This is a genomic window from Oceanobacillus sp. AG (assembly GCF_009746545.1).
Classification (GTDB): Bacteria; Bacillota; Bacilli; order Bacillales; family Amphibacillaceae; genus Oceanobacillus; species Oceanobacillus indicireducens.
Genome location: NZ_WOWT01000037.1, coordinates 25,095 through 42,231, shown reverse-complemented (window position 1 = coordinate 42,231; position 17,137 = coordinate 25,095). Strand labels below are relative to the sequence as shown.

Here is a 17,137-nt window from a genome sequence, read left to right as displayed (position 1 = left end):
AAACTATACCAAAAGTGGAGGTGTTTTTCTTTTTTATAGTAGGCAGATGTCAAGGTCCATAATGAATTTCCAAAAGTACTTTACCAGATAAAGGTTAGATGTCATTTTTACTCTGCGAAAGTTGAGTAAATGATTACTACTGAATGGAACAACGGGTATATGATATCCGTAAAAAAGGAAGCGCTATTATATATAGGCTTCTATTTCATATAAAATGAGGTGGCACAATGACAGGAATTAATGTAGCTTGTATCGGAGAGCTATTAATAGACATGTATTGTATCGATGTAGATGTAAGTTTAAAAGATGGGGATAACTTCAAAAAAATGGCAGGTGGTGCACCCGCTAATGTCTCTGCAACGATTGCTAGACTGGGTGGAAAAGCCTCGATGATAGGAAAAGTTGGAAGTGACAGTTTTGGTGACTTTCTAGTTGAAACGTTGAAAGATTACCAAGTAGATACTTCGATGGTGGTAAGAGATAAAAGTCTCCCAACCACGATGGCACTTGTTTCCTTGGTAACGGGGGGCGAACGTGACTTTCAATTTTATCGTGGAGCGGATAAAAATCTTAGGATGACAGATTTCTCCCTTACCGATGTAATGGAATCGAAGGTCATTCACTTTGGTTCAGCCACTGCTTTACTGGAAGCACCGCTAAGAGAGACGTATTTTTCCCTGATTAAAAGAGCTTATAATGAAAAGAAATTCATCTCATTTGATCCAAACTTCCGAGAGGATTTATGGAAAGGAAATGAAAACGAATTTATAGAATTGTCAAGGGAAATCCTGGCTTATACGGACTTTGTTAAAGTAAGTGATGAAGAATTAGTTATTTTGACAAATGAGGATGAAGTTTCCAATGGAATAGCTAAACTTCATCAATTCGGAGCAAAAATAGTTGCTGTTACAATTGGTGAAGAAGGATCGATTATATCAAATGGAGAAAAATATGAAGTTGTTCCGAGTAAAAGTATAGAAGCAATTGATACAACCGGTGCGGGGGATGCCTTTGTTGGAGCAGTACTTTATCAGTTTTCAAATAGGCTAAACGAAGAAAAAGCGATTTCAGTTTCTGATTTTAACTATTTAAAAGAAGTAACCCGCTTTGCAAATTATCTTAGCTCGGAAGTATGTACAAAAGTAGGTTCATTAACAGCTTTAGCATCTATTGAAGAAGTCTTAATTCTTAAAATGCCATAATTCAAAAAGGCAGGTGCTACTTTCTTATGAAAACAGAAATGGAGAAGATGTTAGCTGGGGAGGTTTATAATCCTTCTGACCCAGTCTTATTAAAGAAACGTGAAGAAGCTAGGCGCAAGGTTAGAATATATAATCAAACTTTGGAAACGGAAGAGGAAAAACGCACACCATTATTAATGGATTTACTTGGATCTGTGGGAGAAAATGTATATATGGAACCAAATATCCGATTTGACTATGGGTTTAATACATATGTAGGAGATAACTTCTTCGCAAACTTTGACTGTACCATTTTAGATGTCTGTGAAGTACGATTTGGAGATAATTGTATGCTCGGTCCTGGTGTGCAAATTTATGCAGCAACCCATCCACTTGATCCAACCGAACGTAATTCAGGAAAAGAATATGCCAAGCCAATCTCTATTGGAGATAATGTATGGGTTGGCGGAAATACAATAATAAACCCCGGCGTAACGATAGGGAATAATGTTGTCATCGCTTCAGGTGCGATAGTTACGAAAGATGTGCCGGATAATTTGGTAGTAGGCGGGGTGCCTGCCAGGATAATAAAACGGGTGGAAGATTGAATTTCTGAGATTGCGAACTCAGCAGATATTAAATTAAGATGGAGCTGGGCGTTAAAGTCAAGCTCCCTTTTTGTTTTCGTGGAGAGTACAAACTATTGGAGAAGCCGACCAAACGTAAAAAATTTGCAATTGGAAAATGGAGATAGAAGTTGGATCTTAAAGTCATATAATGGTGTCTATACTGCTGTGAAATATCAAAGCATGAAGTTTAAAATGGAGGGTATAGCTGTGGTCGAAGTCATCATGACAAACAATAGCTCCTTACCGATTTCCGTTTTGTTATTGGTCAAACCAATAGATATTATAATTAGACCCCTATCGTAGGTAAAGGACCAAGACACTATCAAAATAACTCATTCCTACCACTAGACTTTTATATTGCCCCAAAGGTTATTAAACTTGTGTCAGTCGGCAATACTATGATATACAATAGAAAAAGAAAGGGCAGTGCCTATGTTATTTATTGTATTTACTTGGTTGATTGTAATATTCGTATTGCTGTGTTCCACGCCCGCTTTTGCAGTATTCGCAGGTGATGTGCAATTCCAGCTTAGCCAAGAACCAAGCTGGCTCAACTTCTTTCATGGAGAATTCAGCCATATCGAGTTTGCGGGTCATTTTTTCCTGTTTTTTGCATTGGCAGCACTGCTGCGGCAAGTGATTAAAAATATGAGAATGGTATTTTTACTCGCATTTTTATATGGATTTGTCATTGAATTCGTGCAGCCGTTTTTTGGACGTGGTGCTGAATTAATAGACGTTGCGGCAAATGTTGTGGGGATTGTTAGTTTTATTATGTTACATTTTTTGTACTCGCTTATTCCTCGTACACTGTCTGATGCGGCAGAGAAATGATTCGTGCAGGGGAAAGTATAAGAAACTGATGAAGTAAGCCAAGCGTTATATCAAAAATAATCAAGACTTTTTTGATTTGGTTTTTATCCCGGTGTAACCGTCCGTAAAACTCCCACTGGTTGAAGTTTTACTTTATAAAATAAGAGGTAATAATTATTGCATGTAAGAGGAGGGTTTTCGTAGTATTCCCCCAAGCAAAGTTGTAAAGCTTAGGTATTACAACCATCACCTGACCTATCTAGAACAAAAACTCATAGACAGCATAAAGACGAAAAGAATCACATGTTGATCCTCTTCGTCTTTTGTCGATTTCTTTGTGCAGAAAGCAGCAACCTACACACTCACCCAATTATTTCGTATTGCAGCAAGTACAGCGTGCATCCGATTTTTCACCTTCAATTTTTTTATAATGGAAGATACATGATTTTTCACTGTCTTATCAGAAATGCTATATTGATTTGCGATTTCCTCATTTTGCCAGCCTTTGGACAGCCCCTCCAAAACTTCCCATTCTCTATTGGTCAGTAAATCAGAAGGCCTCGTCACGGATTGATTCGTTATCCGTGCATATTCATGAAGAATCATAGATGAAAAATACGTATGAATATATTTATTCCCTTTTAAAATATCGAGAATGGCTGATTGGAATTGGTTTAGGTCAAGGTCACCATAAAAATAACCATCAATGCCTTTTTTCATTAAGTCTGCGATTTGTTCTCGATGGACTTCTGAAAATGTCCAAACTGCCATTTTAATATTTCTGTTTTGATATTTTTCATAGATTTCATCCTGACTCGTTTGAGTGTTTAATTCAAGAATTAACAAATCCGTGTAATAATGAATCCTTGTTTCCCCTGAAAGTACCTCTTTATAATTATATAAATGAAAGGTATGTTTTGGTATCTCTTCGTTCAGAATATGAACGATTCCCTTCATATACAAACTGTTATCATGTATAAATGCAATATTACTCAATCCTCGTTCATCCCCTATAATCCAATACTTCTATAATTTAAATCGTTGTACAATATCATTCAGTTCCTCAGCAGTTTTTGCCAGCTGTTCGGAACTTCCCGCTATTTCCTCCATTGAACTGCTTGCTTGCTGCGAGGATGCAGCGGTTTCTTCAATTCCCGCTGCAGATTCTTCTGATATGGAAGCAATCTCTTCAATTGTTCCGTTCATTTCTTGGGTGTTTGCCGTAATGTCGGAAAGGTTTTCTGTTATCTGTGTTATATGCTCCTTTTTCATTTGCATCCATGACTTTCGTTGTAAAAGAATTCATAGCAGATGCTAGTTCACTCACGCGATCTGCCTGTTTCTGATCCGGAGGCCAATTCCTGCATCGTAGAAACGGGCGCGCGGGATTGATTACCTCGTCTTCTCATCATGCATTCATTCATAAATGGGAAAGTTTTAATATAAATGTCGAAATTTGGAGTTTATTGTCGAAAAAGGTATGCATGCCCGTTTTTGTAAAAAAGGATTGCAGGAAACTATAGAAAAGAGGCTATTACAATGAAAAGGTTTTTTATCAACAAGTCAATTCGGGCAAAGTTAATTAGCATGTCCATACTGTTAACCATCGTTCCTTTAGCAGCACTAGGAATGATAAGCTTTCAGACGGCAGAGACAAGTTTGAATGACTTGGGAAAAACGAATTTAAGGAACAGCGTGGAATTTACACTTGAACTGATCCAACCGTACGAAACCATTGACTTCAGGGTAGTAAATTACAGTAGAAGGGGCTAGGTATTCGCAAATAGTGTGATTTATGTTATGATAATAGTAATTAGAGGTAACACTGCATATACATATCTAAAAAGGTGTGATGTGTATGTGTGAGAACGGTAACTATAATAAAGGGGATGAGGATATGGCTAATGTAGTAGAAGATGTAAAGGTCGATATTGAACAGTCTATATCTAGATCACTTGATGAAGTACAGCAAATTAGAGAAGGTAAGTTACCTAAACGGTCCTATAAAGATATGATTGCAAGAGTTAGAGAAAAGTTAAGTGAAGAACAATAATTTTTATAGGGTAATGGAAGTCGAAGGATTTGAAAAAGATTTAATTAAAATTGCAAGAAAATATCCGTCTTCCATTGATTTAGTAGCAAGTTTATTCGAAAGGTTTGAGGAAGGAAATATCGAGGGCAATGATATAGGGGGACTAAAATTAAAAGGTGATAAAGTATTTAAAACTAGGTTGGAAAACCCCGATGCCAATAAAGGTAAAAGTGGGGGATTTAGAGTTATTTGGTATTTAGTAACTTCTGACAATGAAATATATCCACTTACAATATATTCTAAAAATGAGCAAGATGATATACCAAATAGAGAAATAATATCCTTAATTAGCAAAAGAGTATCCAATTTAGTATAAACCACTTTTTTCACACTAGATGATTTTTGTGACTAGCTTAACCCCCTTATTGTTGGTAGTAAAGACATACCAACATTAAGGGGGTTTAATATTGACTTTAAATAAATATGTAGCAGAAGGGACATCAAGTTGGCTGTTTTTGTCTGATTCATGAATTGCATAAATTCTACACCAGGCGGTAGAAATTCGACTAGAGTCTCTTGTATCTGTCCCTTCAGCCAAAGTTATTAAACCATCTGCAATCGCTGCACGACTGCCACCCGAAGAACCACTTCTATTTATATTAGACTAAAAGCTACCCTTAGTGTTTAAATTATGAAAAAAAGGAAAAACAACACTAAGGATATTTTTATGCCTACTGTTGAGTTAACCTATAAAAATTTGGAGGTGAAGAAAGATGGCAGACAACAGATTCAAAACAGGTGAAAAAGCACCTGAAAGCGGTGAATTTAAGGTTGATAGTCTAGTGAATGGCGGTTCTGGAAATAACGATAACACAACAATTAATATCGAAAAAGGGGAACAATTCCCGCCATCCCCTTCCAGTAATGATGCAGCTTATTGGGTAAAAGTATAGCATTAACAAAAAAGTGAACCCTCTTGGATGTTTCAAGAGGGTTTTGATTATCATGATGGAGATTTTCAAAATAAAATAAGGAAAACTTAGGAGGGAAATGGTGTCACTTCTTCCTAAAATAAAAACAAAGGAAAATGGAGACCGATATGATCTCGAGTTAAGTAATGGCAGATTCAGCTTATATGTCATAAAAAAGTATGAGAGCATTCAATTAATAGGGGATATATTAACTGGCATATCTTTTGTAACAGGAAGTATTTTAAATATAACTGGGGCAGCTTCCATTTATGGTCAAATTCTTTACTTAATTGGAAGTCTGGCACTTACGGTTCGGCCAACGATAAAAATTATTCGAAGATCAAAATTAAATAGGGATAAGTCGTGATGTTTCTGTACAGTTCATTTATTGCGGATTTTGTAATATTCTTGTCCATATGGATTCCCTTATAATTGGGATAGAACTACCTATCCCAATTATAAGGGGTTTTTTATGAATTGGAAGTATAAATCCCCAAGATTCAGAGTAAGTCCTCATAACCTATGGCATAGCTCCTTTATTTCAATCCCCACTCCCAATACAGGGAGAGGCACGATATATTGACGGAAATATCTCTAATATACTATATATAGTATTCTGTCATCTTTACAATCACTAAAACAAGTTAAAATCATAAAATAACCATATTAACACAGAATTTTATGTGCGAACCTCCCAGGGAATTCATGGGAGCTTCAGGTTCGCACATTTTATAAACTTCTTTCCATTAAATTCATTCAGTTGTTTATCATCTTTTAATCTTCTTTATTTAAATTGACAAAAAGGAAAGTAAATCCCAGCCCTCCCCTAAAATAAAGTTTGCAAGTTATCTAACCGGGTATAGTCTACCGGGAGAATTGTAAATTTTTAGGGGAGGTTTTATTATCAAGCGTTTTTCTTATATTTTCACATTCTTTATTGGTTTTCTATTCTTAGCAGGAACGGCTTCTGCTGAAAAGAATCATATGGTATTGCCGGGAGAAAGTTTATTCCGAATTTCTCAACTCTATCAGGTAGATATCAATACATTAATTGCAGCCAATTCTGCGATTAGTAACCCGTCAGATATTAAATTTGGACAGACGATAAAAATACCGGATGGAGAAGGTGTACCATTTCGAGTAACGGCATACACAGCAGGTTATGAATCTACGAAAAAACGCCCAGGGGATCCTGGTTACGGAATTACAGCTTCGGGAGAAATTGTCCAGGAGAACCATACGATGGCGTGTCCGCAAGCTCTGCCATTCGGTACAAAAATACATATTCCAGCACTGGATGAAACGTATGTCTGTGAAGACCGCGGAAGTGCAATTACGAATGGGCGCCTGGATATTTATATAGAAGACTTGGATGATGCTTTGGAATTTGGGGTGCAGGATTTGGAGGTTAAGGTTTGGACGTATTAATATCGTGGATGACTTATAAATAAAAAGCTATTATACCATTTAAACGTGCTAGTTTTGGGGGAGTTATCCAAATACCTCCATTTGGGGTGGTGCGCAAGTAATGGGAGAAGGGCAGAATTTACACGTTTACCAGAGAACTGCGCACCACAACTAGCCTATCATTAGTTCTATTCAACCTATATAGAAATCTAAGGATCAGTCTCTCTAGCTATATTTTATTTTTTATATTGCGGGGATAGATCCTTTTTTATAATTTTAATCTCGAATGATGAGCAGTATTCTCGTCTCTCCCTTTGCACGGCTAAACGTTAAGGAATCGTCGAGAAACTCGTTCCTCGTACAGTGCTTGAAAACCCTTTTCTTTTTTTAAGCCTGGTCGCTCTCCATTATAAACGTCAAAATAAATTGAAATAATTGAATGGAACTGTTATTATTTTCGTTGTGTCTATCATTTTAAGTAGGCTAGAAAAGTGAAAATGTTATTGGAATCTGCCTAAGATAAGGGTCCTGTGGAAAATAATATAGTGTCATAGGTTATTTATTGTAGCTAATATCCATTCAGGAAGAAGATTAATTGAGGGAATTTCTTGGGTAATAAGTTTCACAATATTTTTAGCGTGTAGATGTAAACCCTGAAGTTTCCGTTACTTCTCCTGTTTCCATATCCCTTTCGAAACCACCATGGTAGAGGGCAATAAGGAGATCATAGTCTTCATTAGATTGTATTTCTTTTACGATCTCTTTTAGAGTGGTAAAGGCATCGGCGAACTGAATGCCTTGAATATGCTCCGGTGTTTCCCAGTTTGGAACGTAATGCGTGGTCACGCCGGTAATGGCTACTTTAACCCCATTACTTAATGTTTTGATGATATAGGGGGAGCCAAAATAGGGTTTACCCGTTTTTTCATCTACTATATTAGCGGATAACCATGGATAGTTCGACTGATCGACAGCGTCCTGTAAAATAGCTTTTCCGAAATTAAATTCATGATTGCCGGGGACACCTGCATCGAGACCAATTTGATTCATAATCGCAATCATCGGATTCGGTTTCTCCGCATGATTTTTTACGTAATGGGTCATGAGTGGTGTGCCTTGAATCAAATCACCATTATCGAGGACGATCATATGCTCATTTTCCTGTCGTTTCTTCTGGACAAGTGTAGCGTATGTTCTCCATTTTCCCCAGATGTAGAGCTTTCTTCCTTATGATTGGTTTGACCCAGCTACATTTGCGGCAGGCTCTTTTGGTTCTTCGGAAGATCCGGTTAAAGAACCGGAAATGTCACTCGATTTTGCGTCAGTTTTCCCAAATAATGAAGTCTTTACGATTGACGTAGTGGCTGAAGGTCTGGATCCTGGTCAAACGGTTACTGGTTACAATCTAGGTATCTACTTAGAAGGTGGACAACAAGTAGCCAAAGTTCAGAACCTTGACGGAAGCTGGCCTGCTAATTATGGATATAGTGAACATTTTTCACTTACAGCAAATGAAGAAGGAATTGCAAGGCATACGCTAAATGTCCAGCTGAACGAAAATGTGGATGGAAATGCGAATGTTCGCTTACGTCAAGGTTCAACAAACGTTATTACAAATCCTGCGGTTATCGGTGAAGCGGAAGAAGATAATGAGGAAACGGTAACACGTTCGATTCAGGAAGCTCGAAATCTAGCGGATGGTAAGTCTGTTGCAGTCGAAGGTGTGATTACAACAGATCCAGGACTTTTCGGCGGGCAAGGATTTTATGTACAAGATGAAACGGCAGGGATTTATGTGTTTCAACATGATGAGGCGTTTCGTCCTGGAGATAAGGTGAAGGTTGAAGGTGTCATCTCGACTTTTCAAGGGTTAAAGCAAATTTCAGATTTGAAGCAAATTGAAGTTATTGGAGAAAGTCAACTCCCAGAATTTGAAGCAGTCGATAAAATAGATGATGCCAACCAAGGCGAGCGCGTTACAATTCAAGGTGAAATTGAAAACATTGTGTCCTACTGGAATGCCTTTGAATTTGATGTAAGAAACGGTGAAAACCTGACGAGAGTGCGCGTCGATGACCGAACGGATATTTCTTATGAAGCGTTTGTAAGCAATTATGAAGAAGGCGAAGAAGTTGCGGTATCTGGTGTAGCTTCGATTTTTCAAGATACGTATCAGTTATTAGTAGTGGATGAAGACCATATCGAAAAGACAGCAGATGCTGGTTCTGCACCAATCATTCATCCTATATCTGATTTCACGACATTTGATATTACAGGATCCTATCAAATTCCAGTTGATGTGTACGATGAAGATGGGGACTTAGCTGAAGTTATCATTGAGATGGAAGATAATACAATGGAAGATGAAATTTCTATTGAACCTTTAGATTATACACCTGGAAGTTATGAGATAACAATTATTGCCCGGGATGAGGCAGGGCATGTCACGGAAGAAGTGTTTCCTGTAGAAGCGATTCTCTCCCTGGCTGAATTGGAGAAGTTAGTGGAACTGGGAGAAGATCAAGGTTATCTTGATGAAAAAATGGAAAAACGGTTATTAAAGAAAGCGATGGATGTTCAAACTGCGAAAAACGAACAAGCGAGAAATGGGAAATGGAATGCGTTAGTGAATCAGATTGAAGCGCAATCTGGTAAGAAAATAGAGCAGGGTTATGTGGATTATTGGGAAAGGCCGGTTGAGATGCGGTAGGTAAATAGCAGGAATAAAAACTTAATGTTTGGTTCGCTGCACTATTCAGGAAAAAATGGCATTGCAGAATATGTAAAAAAAATACTAATAGAAAAAGTAAAAGAAGCTTGGCACAGTCAAGCTTCTTTTTACTTTAATAGAGAGTGTAAATTAAACTGTGTAAGCGGTGTGTACTTTTGGCAGTTTAATTTGCACTCTCTATTTTGCTGCATTTGGTTTGGGTATGTCTTGCTAAATTTCTTAAACGGATCAATACAGTGATCCTAAATCACATATTTCTTCAATGCATAAGCAACCCCATCTTCATCATATCTTTTCGTTATATGGGTACTGTAATTCTTCGTTTCAGGTTCTGCATTTCCCATCGCTATACTTGTGCCAGCTATATTAAACATTGGTATATCATTTAAATTGTCTCCAATTGCTACGGTGTATTCTAAAGGAACATTGTAATATTCTGCCAACCATTTCAGTGCATTCCCTTTATTTGCTTCTACATGGCCAATTTCCAGTTTTTGCTTCCCTGAGCTTGTAACGGAAATATCATCTCTTTTAGATATCAATCCCCGAAGTGCTTGTAGCTTTTCTTCATTAAATGAAAGGATGAATAGTTTATATACTTCCAGGCCCGTAAGGTCTACGTCCCAATAATTATCTGTATAAATCAACCCATGTTGTTTGTATTGAATCTTAACAATTTCTTTCGCCCACTCGAAAGATTCGTCAGTGTTCCCTTGTAACTTTTCAATTTCTTTATTCAATACACTGTCGCCGTCATTTTTTATTAAAATTCCGTTCTTTGTATACATTTCATAATAAAGTTCGCTGCTTTCTAATAAACTCATCATTTTTTTTACAATAGGCACAGGAAGAAATAAGTTATGGAGCTCTGTATTATTGTGAAAAGACTTTGCTCCATTCCCTGTAATAATCGGACAATTTATTCCAGCATTTTTTAAAATCTGCTGTGTATCCTGCAATGAACGCCCTGATGATATCGCAACAATATTCCCTTTATTTTGGGCCTCGTGGATTGCATCGATATTTGCTTTTGTAATATCACCATTATTAGAAAGTAATGTGCCATCTAAATCTATCGTAATTATCTTCATTTCGTCTCCTCCTTCTTGTTGCTATGTATTTGAAGAGGCCTTTCTCGACTAGCATGAGAAAGGCCAAACTGATTATACAAATGAAGGAACGACCTTACCTTCACTGCCTACCATTTGAATTTTTGATTTCACCATTACTTTAGCTGCTTCCTTCGCATTCTGCAAATAAGCACGTGGATCCAGGCTGTCGGGGGCATTTTCGAAATGTTCCCGTATAGCTATGGAATACGCATTTTTTAATTCTGTTGAAACATTCACTTTTGCCATACCAAGTGATACACAGCGACGTATATCCTCATCTGAGATACCTGAACCACCGTGCAATACGAGTGGGACATCGATAAGCTCGGCTATTTCTGCAATACGTTCGAAGTCAATATCTGGATCACCTTTATATATTCCATGAGCCGTACCAATCGCAGGGGCAAATGTTGGAACGCCTGTTAATTCAATAAACTTCTTGCATTCTGCTGGCACTGCTTTTTGAGCATCCTTTTCTGATACGACGATATCGTCTTCCACTCCGCCTACTTTACCAAGTTCCGCTTCAATATTTACTCCAAGTGATTTAGCCAGGTCTACCACCTGTTTTGTTTGTCTTACATTCTCTTCAAATGGATGCATAGAAGCATCTATCATTACAGATGTGTAGCCTGCGCGGATTGCTTCTTTAATCACTTCATAATCCGTGCAATGATCGAGGTGTAGACCTGTTGGGACTTTATAATGTTCTGAAGCTGCCTTAACTACTTCAACAATATTTTTGGCGCCGAGCGATTGAACCGTGCCTACTGTAGTTTGTAAAATAACTGGTGACTTCAATTCTGACGCCGCTTCTAGCACCCAGAAAATACTGTCAAAAGAGTGCACATTAAATGCAACTATCCCATGATTATTTTTTTTCGCTTTTTCAAGCATTGGTGTAGTAGATAATAAACTCATAATTAATTGTCCTCTCCTGTTGAAATGACATTTTCTAGAATCGCAGCCAATTGGTCATTTGTTTTCGCATCAAGTAATTCCTGACGTTTTTCATCATCCATTAGAGCACGAGATAGTGCAGCTAATGCTTGTAGATGTGTCGTACCTGCTTCTGATTCTGGTATAAGAAGTGAAAGGAAAAAGAATGCCGACTTATCATCAAACGACTCCCATTCAATTCCTGTTTCTGTACGTACGATAATGATCGCCGGTTTTATCACAGATTCTACTTGAGTATGTGGAATTGCAAATCCTTCTTGAAAACCGGTTGTACTTTGAGCTTCACGAGTCACCAAACCATTTAATACATCATCAGCAGAACTAGCAATACCATTTTCGAAAGCAATGTCTGCGATTGTTTGAAATACGCCCCTTTGTGTGGAAGCTGTAGCATTCAATTGAATAAAATTAGGTTGAATTAAACTTTTCATTACTAACTACTCCTTTACTGGATTCTTTTGAGCTGCTTTTTTTCGATATAAACCATAGATGACAGCTCCTACTAGTGAGCCGACTAAAATTGAGAATACCCATTGAAAAGCACCTGTTACTACTGGTAGTACTAGGAATCCACCGTGTGGTGCGGGTACTTGAACACCAAACATATACGTAAGAACTGCTGCAATAGAAGAACCAAACATAATGATTGGCAGTACGACAACTGGGTTTTTCGCAGCAAATGGGATTGCTCCTTCAGTAATATGCGTTGAACCTAAAATAAAGTTAACCGCACCAGCATTACGCTCTTCTTTTGTGAAATATTTAGGGAAGATAACTGTAGCAAATGCTATAATTAATGGCGGTGCAATACATGCAGCAGATACCCCAGCCATAAAGTAAAGATTTCCTTCTGCTAACAGTAATGTTCCTGTTACATATGCTGCTTTATTAAATGGACCTCCCATATCAAATCCCGACATAGCGCCAACAATAATTCCTAATAGAAGTGGATTAGATGTTTGAACAGAAGCTAAGAAATCCATCAAGCCTTCATTTAGTCCAGTTAAAGGAACAACAATTGGCGTCATAATTATTCCAATAAGGAAAATCCCTATCACTGGATATAAGAAAATTGATTTTAATCCATTTAATGATTGCGGCATATTTTTCAATAATTTTTGTAATAAAATAATTACATAACCAGCAATAAACCCTGCTAGTATACCGCCTAGAAATCCTGCTCCACCTTCATTAGCTAAGAGTCCACCAACAAAACCAACAACCATGGCAGGACGTTTGGAAATTGATTCCGCAATGAATGCTGCGAGAATCGGTACCATCATACTAAAGCTTAGTCCGCCAACTTGGTTTAATAATGCAGCAAACTGATTATATTGCTCATGTTCTGGATCAGCTGAATAGATTCCAAACAAGAAAGATATTGCTATTAAAACTCCACCACCAACAACAAAAGGCAGCATGTGAGATACACCATTCATTAAATGCTTATAGATAGAATGAAGCCATTTTCTATTACCTTTTTGTTGAGGTGCGCTATTTAACTCTTCCTTTGGTTCTTGATTATTTTCATCATACCCACTGACGCGATGGATAGAAGCCTCTTCATTTATAATCTGATTGATTAAATCCTCTGGTGTGCGGATCCCTTTTGCGACGGGAACTTCCACCAATCGTTTCCCGTGGAAACGATCTGTATTTACATCTTTATCCGCCGCGACAATAACGCCATCCGCTTCAAGAATTTCTTTCTCTGTTAAGCCGTTTTCTACACCTACTTGTCCATGTGTCTCTACTTTAATTTCAACATCCATTTTTTCAGCCGCTTTTTTTAATGCTTCAGCAGCCATAAATGTATGGGCTATTCCAGTAGGACAACCAGTTGCAGCAACTATTTTTTTCTTCGTCATATTTACTCCTCCTCGTAAGATATAACTTCTACTTGTTTTATTAGTGTTTCTATATCTGATAGATCACTAAGTCCCTTAGAAAAAGCTGTTGAAGCTCCAGTTGCAACCGCATAAGTAAGGGCCTTATCAAGAGGTACTTCTTGCATCTTCTTACCTAGGAATGTGGCAAGTAACGCATCCCCAGAGCATGCTGTATTAACTACATCCCCTTTTGGAGAATTTGTTTTTAACAAATTGTCTTTCGAGAAATAAAGTGCTCCTTCTGCTCCTCTTGAAATAATGACATGCTGTGCACCCATTTTAATGAGTTCTTTCCCGCAGCCAACAAGCTCCTCCTCTGAAAGTGGATGTGCTTGTTGAAAGATAGCTGCTACTTCCTCTTCATTTGGCTTTAATAAATATGGCTTGTAAGGAAGCGTCTCTTTTACTGTGCTGACACTTGTATCAAGCACAAGCTTCACATTATTCTGAGCACAGATTTTTGCGATATCAATAATAACCGAATCGGGTACACCTTTTGGAAGACTGCCTGATACAACAAGTGTATTGCCTGATGGAATCGATTTAATTTTATCTAATAGCTGTTTGAGCTCATTATTACTGATCTCTGGTCCCTGGTTAACAACCTTGTATTCTTCATCTGAATTAATAAAAACATTTATTCGTGTAATGCCATCGACTTCGATGAAACCTGTTTTTATTCCTAATTCAATTAGCGAATCATTAATAAATTTACCAGTAAAGCCTCCTATAAATCCTAATGCGACATTGTTTATTCCATACTTTTTTAGCATGATAGATACATTAACGCCTTTACCGTTAGGCTGGTAATCTTCATCATGTGTCCGATTTACCGTGTCTGGTTTCAATTCATCCAATGCCACGTATAAATCAATAGCCGTGTTCATCGTACATGTATAAATCACAGCCTCACCCTCTTTCTCTTTTGTTAATGTAATTATCTCATAGCATTTCATGAAAATGTTTTCAGATTCTGTAAACCTTTTCATGAAAGATGTGAGATAAAATTAAAAAACCTTCCAGCACGGCTACTGAAAGGTTTTCTTATTTGTTCGAATAACGTAAGCATCAAGGAGAATTCTTGCTATGACATTCAGGGAAAGACGAGAACGAACTTCATACTCCTGAAATAAGGAATGATCCACTTTGTACCCTAATAATGTCATATCCGATAGTTTACTCAAACTTGAATCGATACGGGTTGTTAATGTAATTGTTGTCACTTGTTTGATGTTTAAATTCTGACAAGCTTCTACTAGCTCAGATGTTTCGCCATTTAAAGAAACAAAAATAGCTAAATCATTCTTCTTCAAATTTCGTGACTTGATACGTATAATATTTGGATCTTCATGGGTTTCGCAGATTTTGTCTAATGTTTGCAGCTTGACCATCATTTCTTTGGCAATCATTTCTGAAAAACCACGACTGAAAATAAATATTTTCTCAGCGTCATACATTTTTTGGACAGCATCTTCAATTTGTCCAATACTTTGTAGCTGGGTTGTTTTCAGGACTTCCTCTTCATTTTTCTTAATGACACGTTTAATATCCTCATCAATATCTCCAAGCCAATCCCCTGTGTCAGCCATTTTTTTATCTTGTTTTAATCTGTATTTGAAGGAAGTATAGCCGTTATAGCCTATTTTCTTCATCAGTCGTACAATGGTGGCTGTTGACACATTTGCACGTTCACTAAGTTTTACAATGGACATGGTAGCGATTTCCTCAATATTTTGATGAATATATTCAAGGAGATATCGCTCTGTCTCACTTAACAAGGAATAGGTATTGTAAGGTATGTCGAATAGAGGCTTATTCATTTTTGCTCACCTTCTTTACTATGTGTATTCCTACATTTAATTTTACCTTATATCCATCAATGAAACGAGAAAAAAGTTGGTATGGGTTATAGTCGTAGAAAATAAAAAGGCTCAAATCTTTAATGGTTCCTGTTGAAAACATGTTTTAAAAGATTTTCGTCGAAATAATTGCAGTTAATTACGTAGTTTTTGATGCTTATAGTTTTAAGAGATACATGATTAAATAAAAGCGAAAGTTATATTCGCTTTCGTGTATACCATTCATTGAAATTCGTCCATTCTCCAATCAACCGAGCATTGAATGGGGGGATTCGTACGCACTCCAAGCCAACCTTCACTTCCAAATACGCCTAATATTAACCCACCATGAATAATATTAACCCCACCTTAATCCCTTGTAACGATTCTGTAAATTTAAACTTTTTCCTAAAAAAATATGGTTTAATAAAACTTGTTCAATAAAAGGAGGGAGACATATGGGCCAAATTGATTTGGTGGATATTTCAAAGTCATACGATAAGCAAAAAAACGTATTAGACGAAATCAATCTATCCATTGAAGAAGGGGAGTTTTTTGTACTGGTTGGTCCGTCTGGATCTGGTAAAAGTACGTTACTTCGCATGATTGCAGGCCTTGAGGATATTACATCCGGCACATTGAAAATTAGTAACGAGGTTGTGAATCACCTGCCACCGAAGGACAGAAATCTGTCGATGGTCTTTCAAAATTATGCGCTATATCCACATTTATCTGTGGAGCAAAATATTCTTTTCGGTTTAAATGCGAAAAAAGTGGATAAAGAGGAGCAACAAAAGAGACTTATCGAAACTGCAGAAATGATGGGGCTAAGTGAGCTGTTAAAACGGAAGCCAAAGGAGCTTTCAGGAGGACAGAGGCAGCGTGTCGCATTAGCGAGATCGGTCGTGAGTGAGGCGCCACTTTGTTTAATGGATGAGCCGCTTTCCAATTTAGACGCTAAACTTCGGGGGCAAATGCGAATGGAGATTCGTCGTTTGCAAAAAAGGCTGGGGATGACGATGGTGTATGTGACCCATGATCAAGTCGAAGCGATGACAATGGGGGACCGAATTATGGTGTTGAATGATGGAAAGATTCAGCAGGTCGGAAAACCGATTACCTTATATAATGAACCTGCAAATTTATTTGTAGCTTCTTTTATCGGCTCACCGAAAATGAATATGGGGAAGGCTGTTTTTCATGCTGACCTGAATCAACTTGTGATTGATGATGCACTTCATCTAGAAATAGATCCCGTTATCAACAATGTACCACGCTACCCGAACGTAACGATTGGTATACGAGCGGAACATCTTTACCCTGGAACTGCAGAAAACACTACACATGTTGTAGAAGTGATAAATGTAGAACAGTTAGGAAATGAAACGTTGCTTGCGTTTGAAGTCGGTGCGGAAGTTTGGACGGCTAAATGGCCGGGACAATGGGACGTGCAAGTAGGGGAGAAGGTTCCAGTACATATTGCAATTGAAAATCTATGCTTCTTTGATTCGGATACAGGATTATTGATTAAGCCGGCAAGAGCGGGCAAACAGCAAGAGGTCGTAACGGCATGA

The 17,137-nt window shown here is 37.6% G+C and carries 21 protein-coding genes; 11 read left to right on the top strand and 10 right to left on the bottom strand.

What is annotated here, in order from left to right; all coding sequences use genetic code 11:
* Positions 1-227 precede the first annotated feature (227 nt).
* The 3 genes from GN217_RS16645 to GN217_RS16635 all read left to right on the top strand — a co-directional run bounded on the left by GN217_RS16645 (position 228) and on the right by GN217_RS16635 (position 2,644).
* Positions 228-1,202, top strand: coding sequence for a carbohydrate kinase family protein (locus GN217_RS16645; protein WP_156857777.1), 975 nt, complete (start codon positions 228-230; stop codon positions 1,200-1,202).
* 26 nt (positions 1,203-1,228) lie between these two features.
* Positions 1,229-1,789 (top strand): sugar O-acetyltransferase, encoded by a 561-nt coding sequence (locus GN217_RS16640; protein ID WP_156857776.1) that lies wholly within the window; start codon positions 1,229-1,231, stop codon positions 1,787-1,789.
* A 453-nt stretch (positions 1,790-2,242) separates the two neighbouring features.
* Positions 2,243-2,644, top strand: coding sequence for a VanZ family protein (locus GN217_RS16635; RefSeq protein ID WP_198042705.1), 402 nt, complete (start codon positions 2,243-2,245; stop codon positions 2,642-2,644).
* A 333-nt stretch (positions 2,645-2,977) separates the two neighbouring features.
* Here GN217_RS16635 and GN217_RS16630 read toward each other — a convergent pair whose 3' ends face one another.
* Entirely contained in the window at positions 2,978-3,619 is a 642-nt protein-coding gene (locus GN217_RS16630; RefSeq protein WP_156857774.1) for a response regulator transcription factor, read from the bottom strand.
* A gap of 30 nt (positions 3,620-3,649) precedes the next feature.
* Positions 3,650-3,895, bottom strand: a complete 246-nt coding sequence (locus GN217_RS16625) for a hypothetical protein (RefSeq protein ID WP_194461824.1) — start codon at positions 3,893-3,895, stop codon at positions 3,650-3,652.
* A 267-nt stretch (positions 3,896-4,162) separates the two neighbouring features.
* On the opposite strand from GN217_RS16625, the gene GN217_RS16620 reads away from it, so the two are divergent.
* The 3 genes from GN217_RS16620 (at position 4,163) to GN217_RS16610 (ending at position 5,031) form a co-directional block, all read left to right on the top strand.
* The gene (locus GN217_RS16620; protein ID WP_156857772.1) at positions 4,163-4,396 is read left to right on the top strand and encodes a hypothetical protein; all 234 of its coding nucleotides are present in this window, start codon (positions 4,163-4,165) and stop codon (positions 4,394-4,396) included.
* 124 nt (positions 4,397-4,520) lie between these two features.
* Positions 4,521-4,676, top strand: coding sequence for a hypothetical protein (locus GN217_RS16615; RefSeq protein WP_156857771.1), 156 nt, complete (start codon positions 4,521-4,523; stop codon positions 4,674-4,676).
* 13 nt (positions 4,677-4,689) lie between these two features.
* Complete coding sequence (locus GN217_RS16610) at positions 4,690-5,031, top strand: type II toxin-antitoxin system RelE/ParE family toxin (RefSeq protein ID WP_156857770.1); 342 nt, start codon at positions 4,690-4,692, stop codon at positions 5,029-5,031.
* Positions 5,032-5,106: 75 nt separating this feature from the next.
* On the opposite strand, the gene GN217_RS16605 is transcribed toward GN217_RS16610, so the two are convergent.
* Positions 5,107-5,313 (bottom strand): amidase family protein, encoded by a 207-nt coding sequence (locus GN217_RS16605; RefSeq protein WP_156857782.1) that lies wholly within the window; start codon positions 5,311-5,313, stop codon positions 5,107-5,109.
* Between the two features lie 115 nt (positions 5,314-5,428).
* Between GN217_RS16605 and GN217_RS16600 the strand changes: the two genes are divergently transcribed.
* The 3 genes from GN217_RS16600 (at position 5,429) to GN217_RS16590 (ending at position 7,054) form a co-directional block, all read left to right on the top strand.
* Positions 5,429-5,608 (top strand): YjzC family protein, encoded by a 180-nt coding sequence (locus tag GN217_RS16600; RefSeq protein ID WP_156857769.1) that lies wholly within the window; start codon positions 5,429-5,431, stop codon positions 5,606-5,608.
* A gap of 100 nt (positions 5,609-5,708) precedes the next feature.
* Complete coding sequence (locus tag GN217_RS16595; protein WP_198042704.1) at positions 5,709-5,993, top strand: YrhK family protein; 285 nt, start codon at positions 5,709-5,711, stop codon at positions 5,991-5,993.
* 617 nt (positions 5,994-6,610) lie between these two features.
* The gene (locus GN217_RS16590; protein ID WP_156857767.1) at positions 6,611-7,054 is read left to right on the top strand and encodes a LysM peptidoglycan-binding domain-containing protein; all 444 of its coding nucleotides are present in this window, start codon (positions 6,611-6,613) and stop codon (positions 7,052-7,054) included.
* Positions 7,055-7,666: 612 nt separating this feature from the next.
* Here the strand turns inward: GN217_RS16590 and GN217_RS16585 are convergent.
* A complete protein-coding gene (locus tag GN217_RS16585) occupies positions 7,667-8,245 on the bottom strand; it encodes a metallophosphoesterase (RefSeq protein WP_156857766.1) in 579 nt (192 codons plus the stop codon).
* Between the two features lie 91 nt (positions 8,246-8,336).
* On the opposite strand from GN217_RS16585, the gene GN217_RS16580 reads away from it, so the two are divergent.
* Positions 8,337-9,743: a single stranded DNA-binding domain-containing protein gene (locus tag GN217_RS16580; RefSeq protein ID WP_156857765.1), complete on the top strand. Its 1,407-nt coding sequence runs from the start codon at positions 8,337-8,339 to the stop codon at positions 9,741-9,743.
* 263 nt (positions 9,744-10,006) lie between these two features.
* Here GN217_RS16580 and GN217_RS16575 read toward each other — a convergent pair whose 3' ends face one another.
* The 6 genes from GN217_RS16575 to GN217_RS16550 all read right to left on the bottom strand — a co-directional run bounded on the left by GN217_RS16575 (position 10,007) and on the right by GN217_RS16550 (position 15,545).
* Positions 10,007-10,855 carry a Cof-type HAD-IIB family hydrolase gene (locus GN217_RS16575; protein WP_156857764.1) on the bottom strand — a complete coding sequence of 283 codons (849 nt, stop codon included), beginning with the start codon at positions 10,853-10,855 and terminating at the stop codon, positions 10,007-10,009.
* Positions 10,856-10,927: 72 nt separating this feature from the next.
* Positions 10,928-11,797 (bottom strand): class II fructose-bisphosphate aldolase, encoded by an 870-nt coding sequence (locus GN217_RS16570; RefSeq protein ID WP_156857763.1) that lies wholly within the window; start codon positions 11,795-11,797, stop codon positions 10,928-10,930.
* Positions 11,798-11,799: 2 nt separating this feature from the next.
* Positions 11,800-12,267 (bottom strand): PTS sugar transporter subunit IIA, encoded by a 468-nt coding sequence (locus GN217_RS16565; RefSeq protein ID WP_156857762.1) that lies wholly within the window; start codon positions 12,265-12,267, stop codon positions 11,800-11,802.
* Between the two features lie 6 nt (positions 12,268-12,273).
* Positions 12,274-13,704 carry a PTS fructose transporter subunit IIC gene (locus tag GN217_RS16560; RefSeq protein ID WP_156857761.1) on the bottom strand — a complete coding sequence of 477 codons (1,431 nt, stop codon included), beginning with the start codon at positions 13,702-13,704 and terminating at the stop codon, positions 12,274-12,276.
* A gap of 2 nt (positions 13,705-13,706) precedes the next feature.
* Positions 13,707-14,630: a 1-phosphofructokinase gene (gene pfkB / locus GN217_RS16555; RefSeq protein ID WP_156857781.1), complete on the bottom strand. Its 924-nt coding sequence runs from the start codon at positions 14,628-14,630 to the stop codon at positions 13,707-13,709.
* A gap of 123 nt (positions 14,631-14,753) precedes the next feature.
* Positions 14,754-15,545, bottom strand: coding sequence for a MurR/RpiR family transcriptional regulator (locus GN217_RS16550; protein ID WP_156857760.1), 792 nt, complete (start codon positions 15,543-15,545; stop codon positions 14,754-14,756).
* A 476-nt stretch (positions 15,546-16,021) separates the two neighbouring features.
* Between GN217_RS16550 and GN217_RS16545 the strand changes: the two genes are divergently transcribed.
* On the top strand, positions 16,022-17,137 hold the full coding sequence (locus GN217_RS16545; protein WP_156857759.1) for an ABC transporter ATP-binding protein: 1,116 nt from the start codon (positions 16,022-16,024) through the stop codon (positions 17,135-17,137).

Excerpts from the sequence above, each read along its gene's own strand:
- GN217_RS16645 (WP_156857777.1), top strand. The coding sequence starts at position 228 with ATGACAGGAATTAATGTAGCTTGTATCGGAGAGCTATTAATAGACATG.
- GN217_RS16640 (WP_156857776.1), top strand. The coding sequence starts at position 1,229 with ATGAAAACAGAAATGGAGAAGATGTTAGCTGGGGAGGTTTATAATCCT.
- GN217_RS16635 (WP_198042705.1), top strand. The coding sequence starts at position 2,243 with ATGTTATTTATTGTATTTACTTGGTTGATTGTAATATTCGTATTGCTG.
- GN217_RS16625 (WP_194461824.1), bottom strand. The coding sequence starts at position 3,895 with ATGAAAAAGGAGCATATAACACAGATAACAGAAAACCTTTCCGACATT.
- GN217_RS16620 (WP_156857772.1), top strand. The coding sequence starts at position 4,163 with ATGAAAAGGTTTTTTATCAACAAGTCAATTCGGGCAAAGTTAATTAGC.
- GN217_RS16615 (WP_156857771.1), top strand. The coding sequence starts at position 4,521 with ATGGCTAATGTAGTAGAAGATGTAAAGGTCGATATTGAACAGTCTATA.
- GN217_RS16610 (WP_156857770.1), top strand. The coding sequence starts at position 4,690 with ATGGAAGTCGAAGGATTTGAAAAAGATTTAATTAAAATTGCAAGAAAA.
- GN217_RS16600 (WP_156857769.1), top strand. The coding sequence starts at position 5,429 with ATGGCAGACAACAGATTCAAAACAGGTGAAAAAGCACCTGAAAGCGGT.
- GN217_RS16590 (WP_156857767.1), top strand. The coding sequence starts at position 6,611 with ATGGTATTGCCGGGAGAAAGTTTATTCCGAATTTCTCAACTCTATCAG.
- GN217_RS16580 (WP_156857765.1), top strand. The coding sequence starts at position 8,337 with ATGTCACTCGATTTTGCGTCAGTTTTCCCAAATAATGAAGTCTTTACG.
- GN217_RS16575 (WP_156857764.1), bottom strand. The coding sequence starts at position 10,855 with ATGAAGATAATTACGATAGATTTAGATGGCACATTACTTTCTAATAAT.
- GN217_RS16570 (WP_156857763.1), bottom strand. The coding sequence starts at position 11,797 with ATGAGTTTATTATCTACTACACCAATGCTTGAAAAAGCGAAAAAAAAT.
- GN217_RS16565 (WP_156857762.1), bottom strand. The coding sequence starts at position 12,267 with ATGAAAAGTTTAATTCAACCTAATTTTATTCAATTGAATGCTACAGCT.
- GN217_RS16560 (WP_156857761.1), bottom strand. The coding sequence starts at position 13,704 with ATGACGAAGAAAAAAATAGTTGCTGCAACTGGTTGTCCTACTGGAATA.
- GN217_RS16550 (WP_156857760.1), bottom strand. The coding sequence starts at position 15,545 with ATGAATAAGCCTCTATTCGACATACCTTACAATACCTATTCCTTGTTA.
- GN217_RS16545 (WP_156857759.1), top strand. The coding sequence starts at position 16,022 with ATGGGCCAAATTGATTTGGTGGATATTTCAAAGTCATACGATAAGCAA.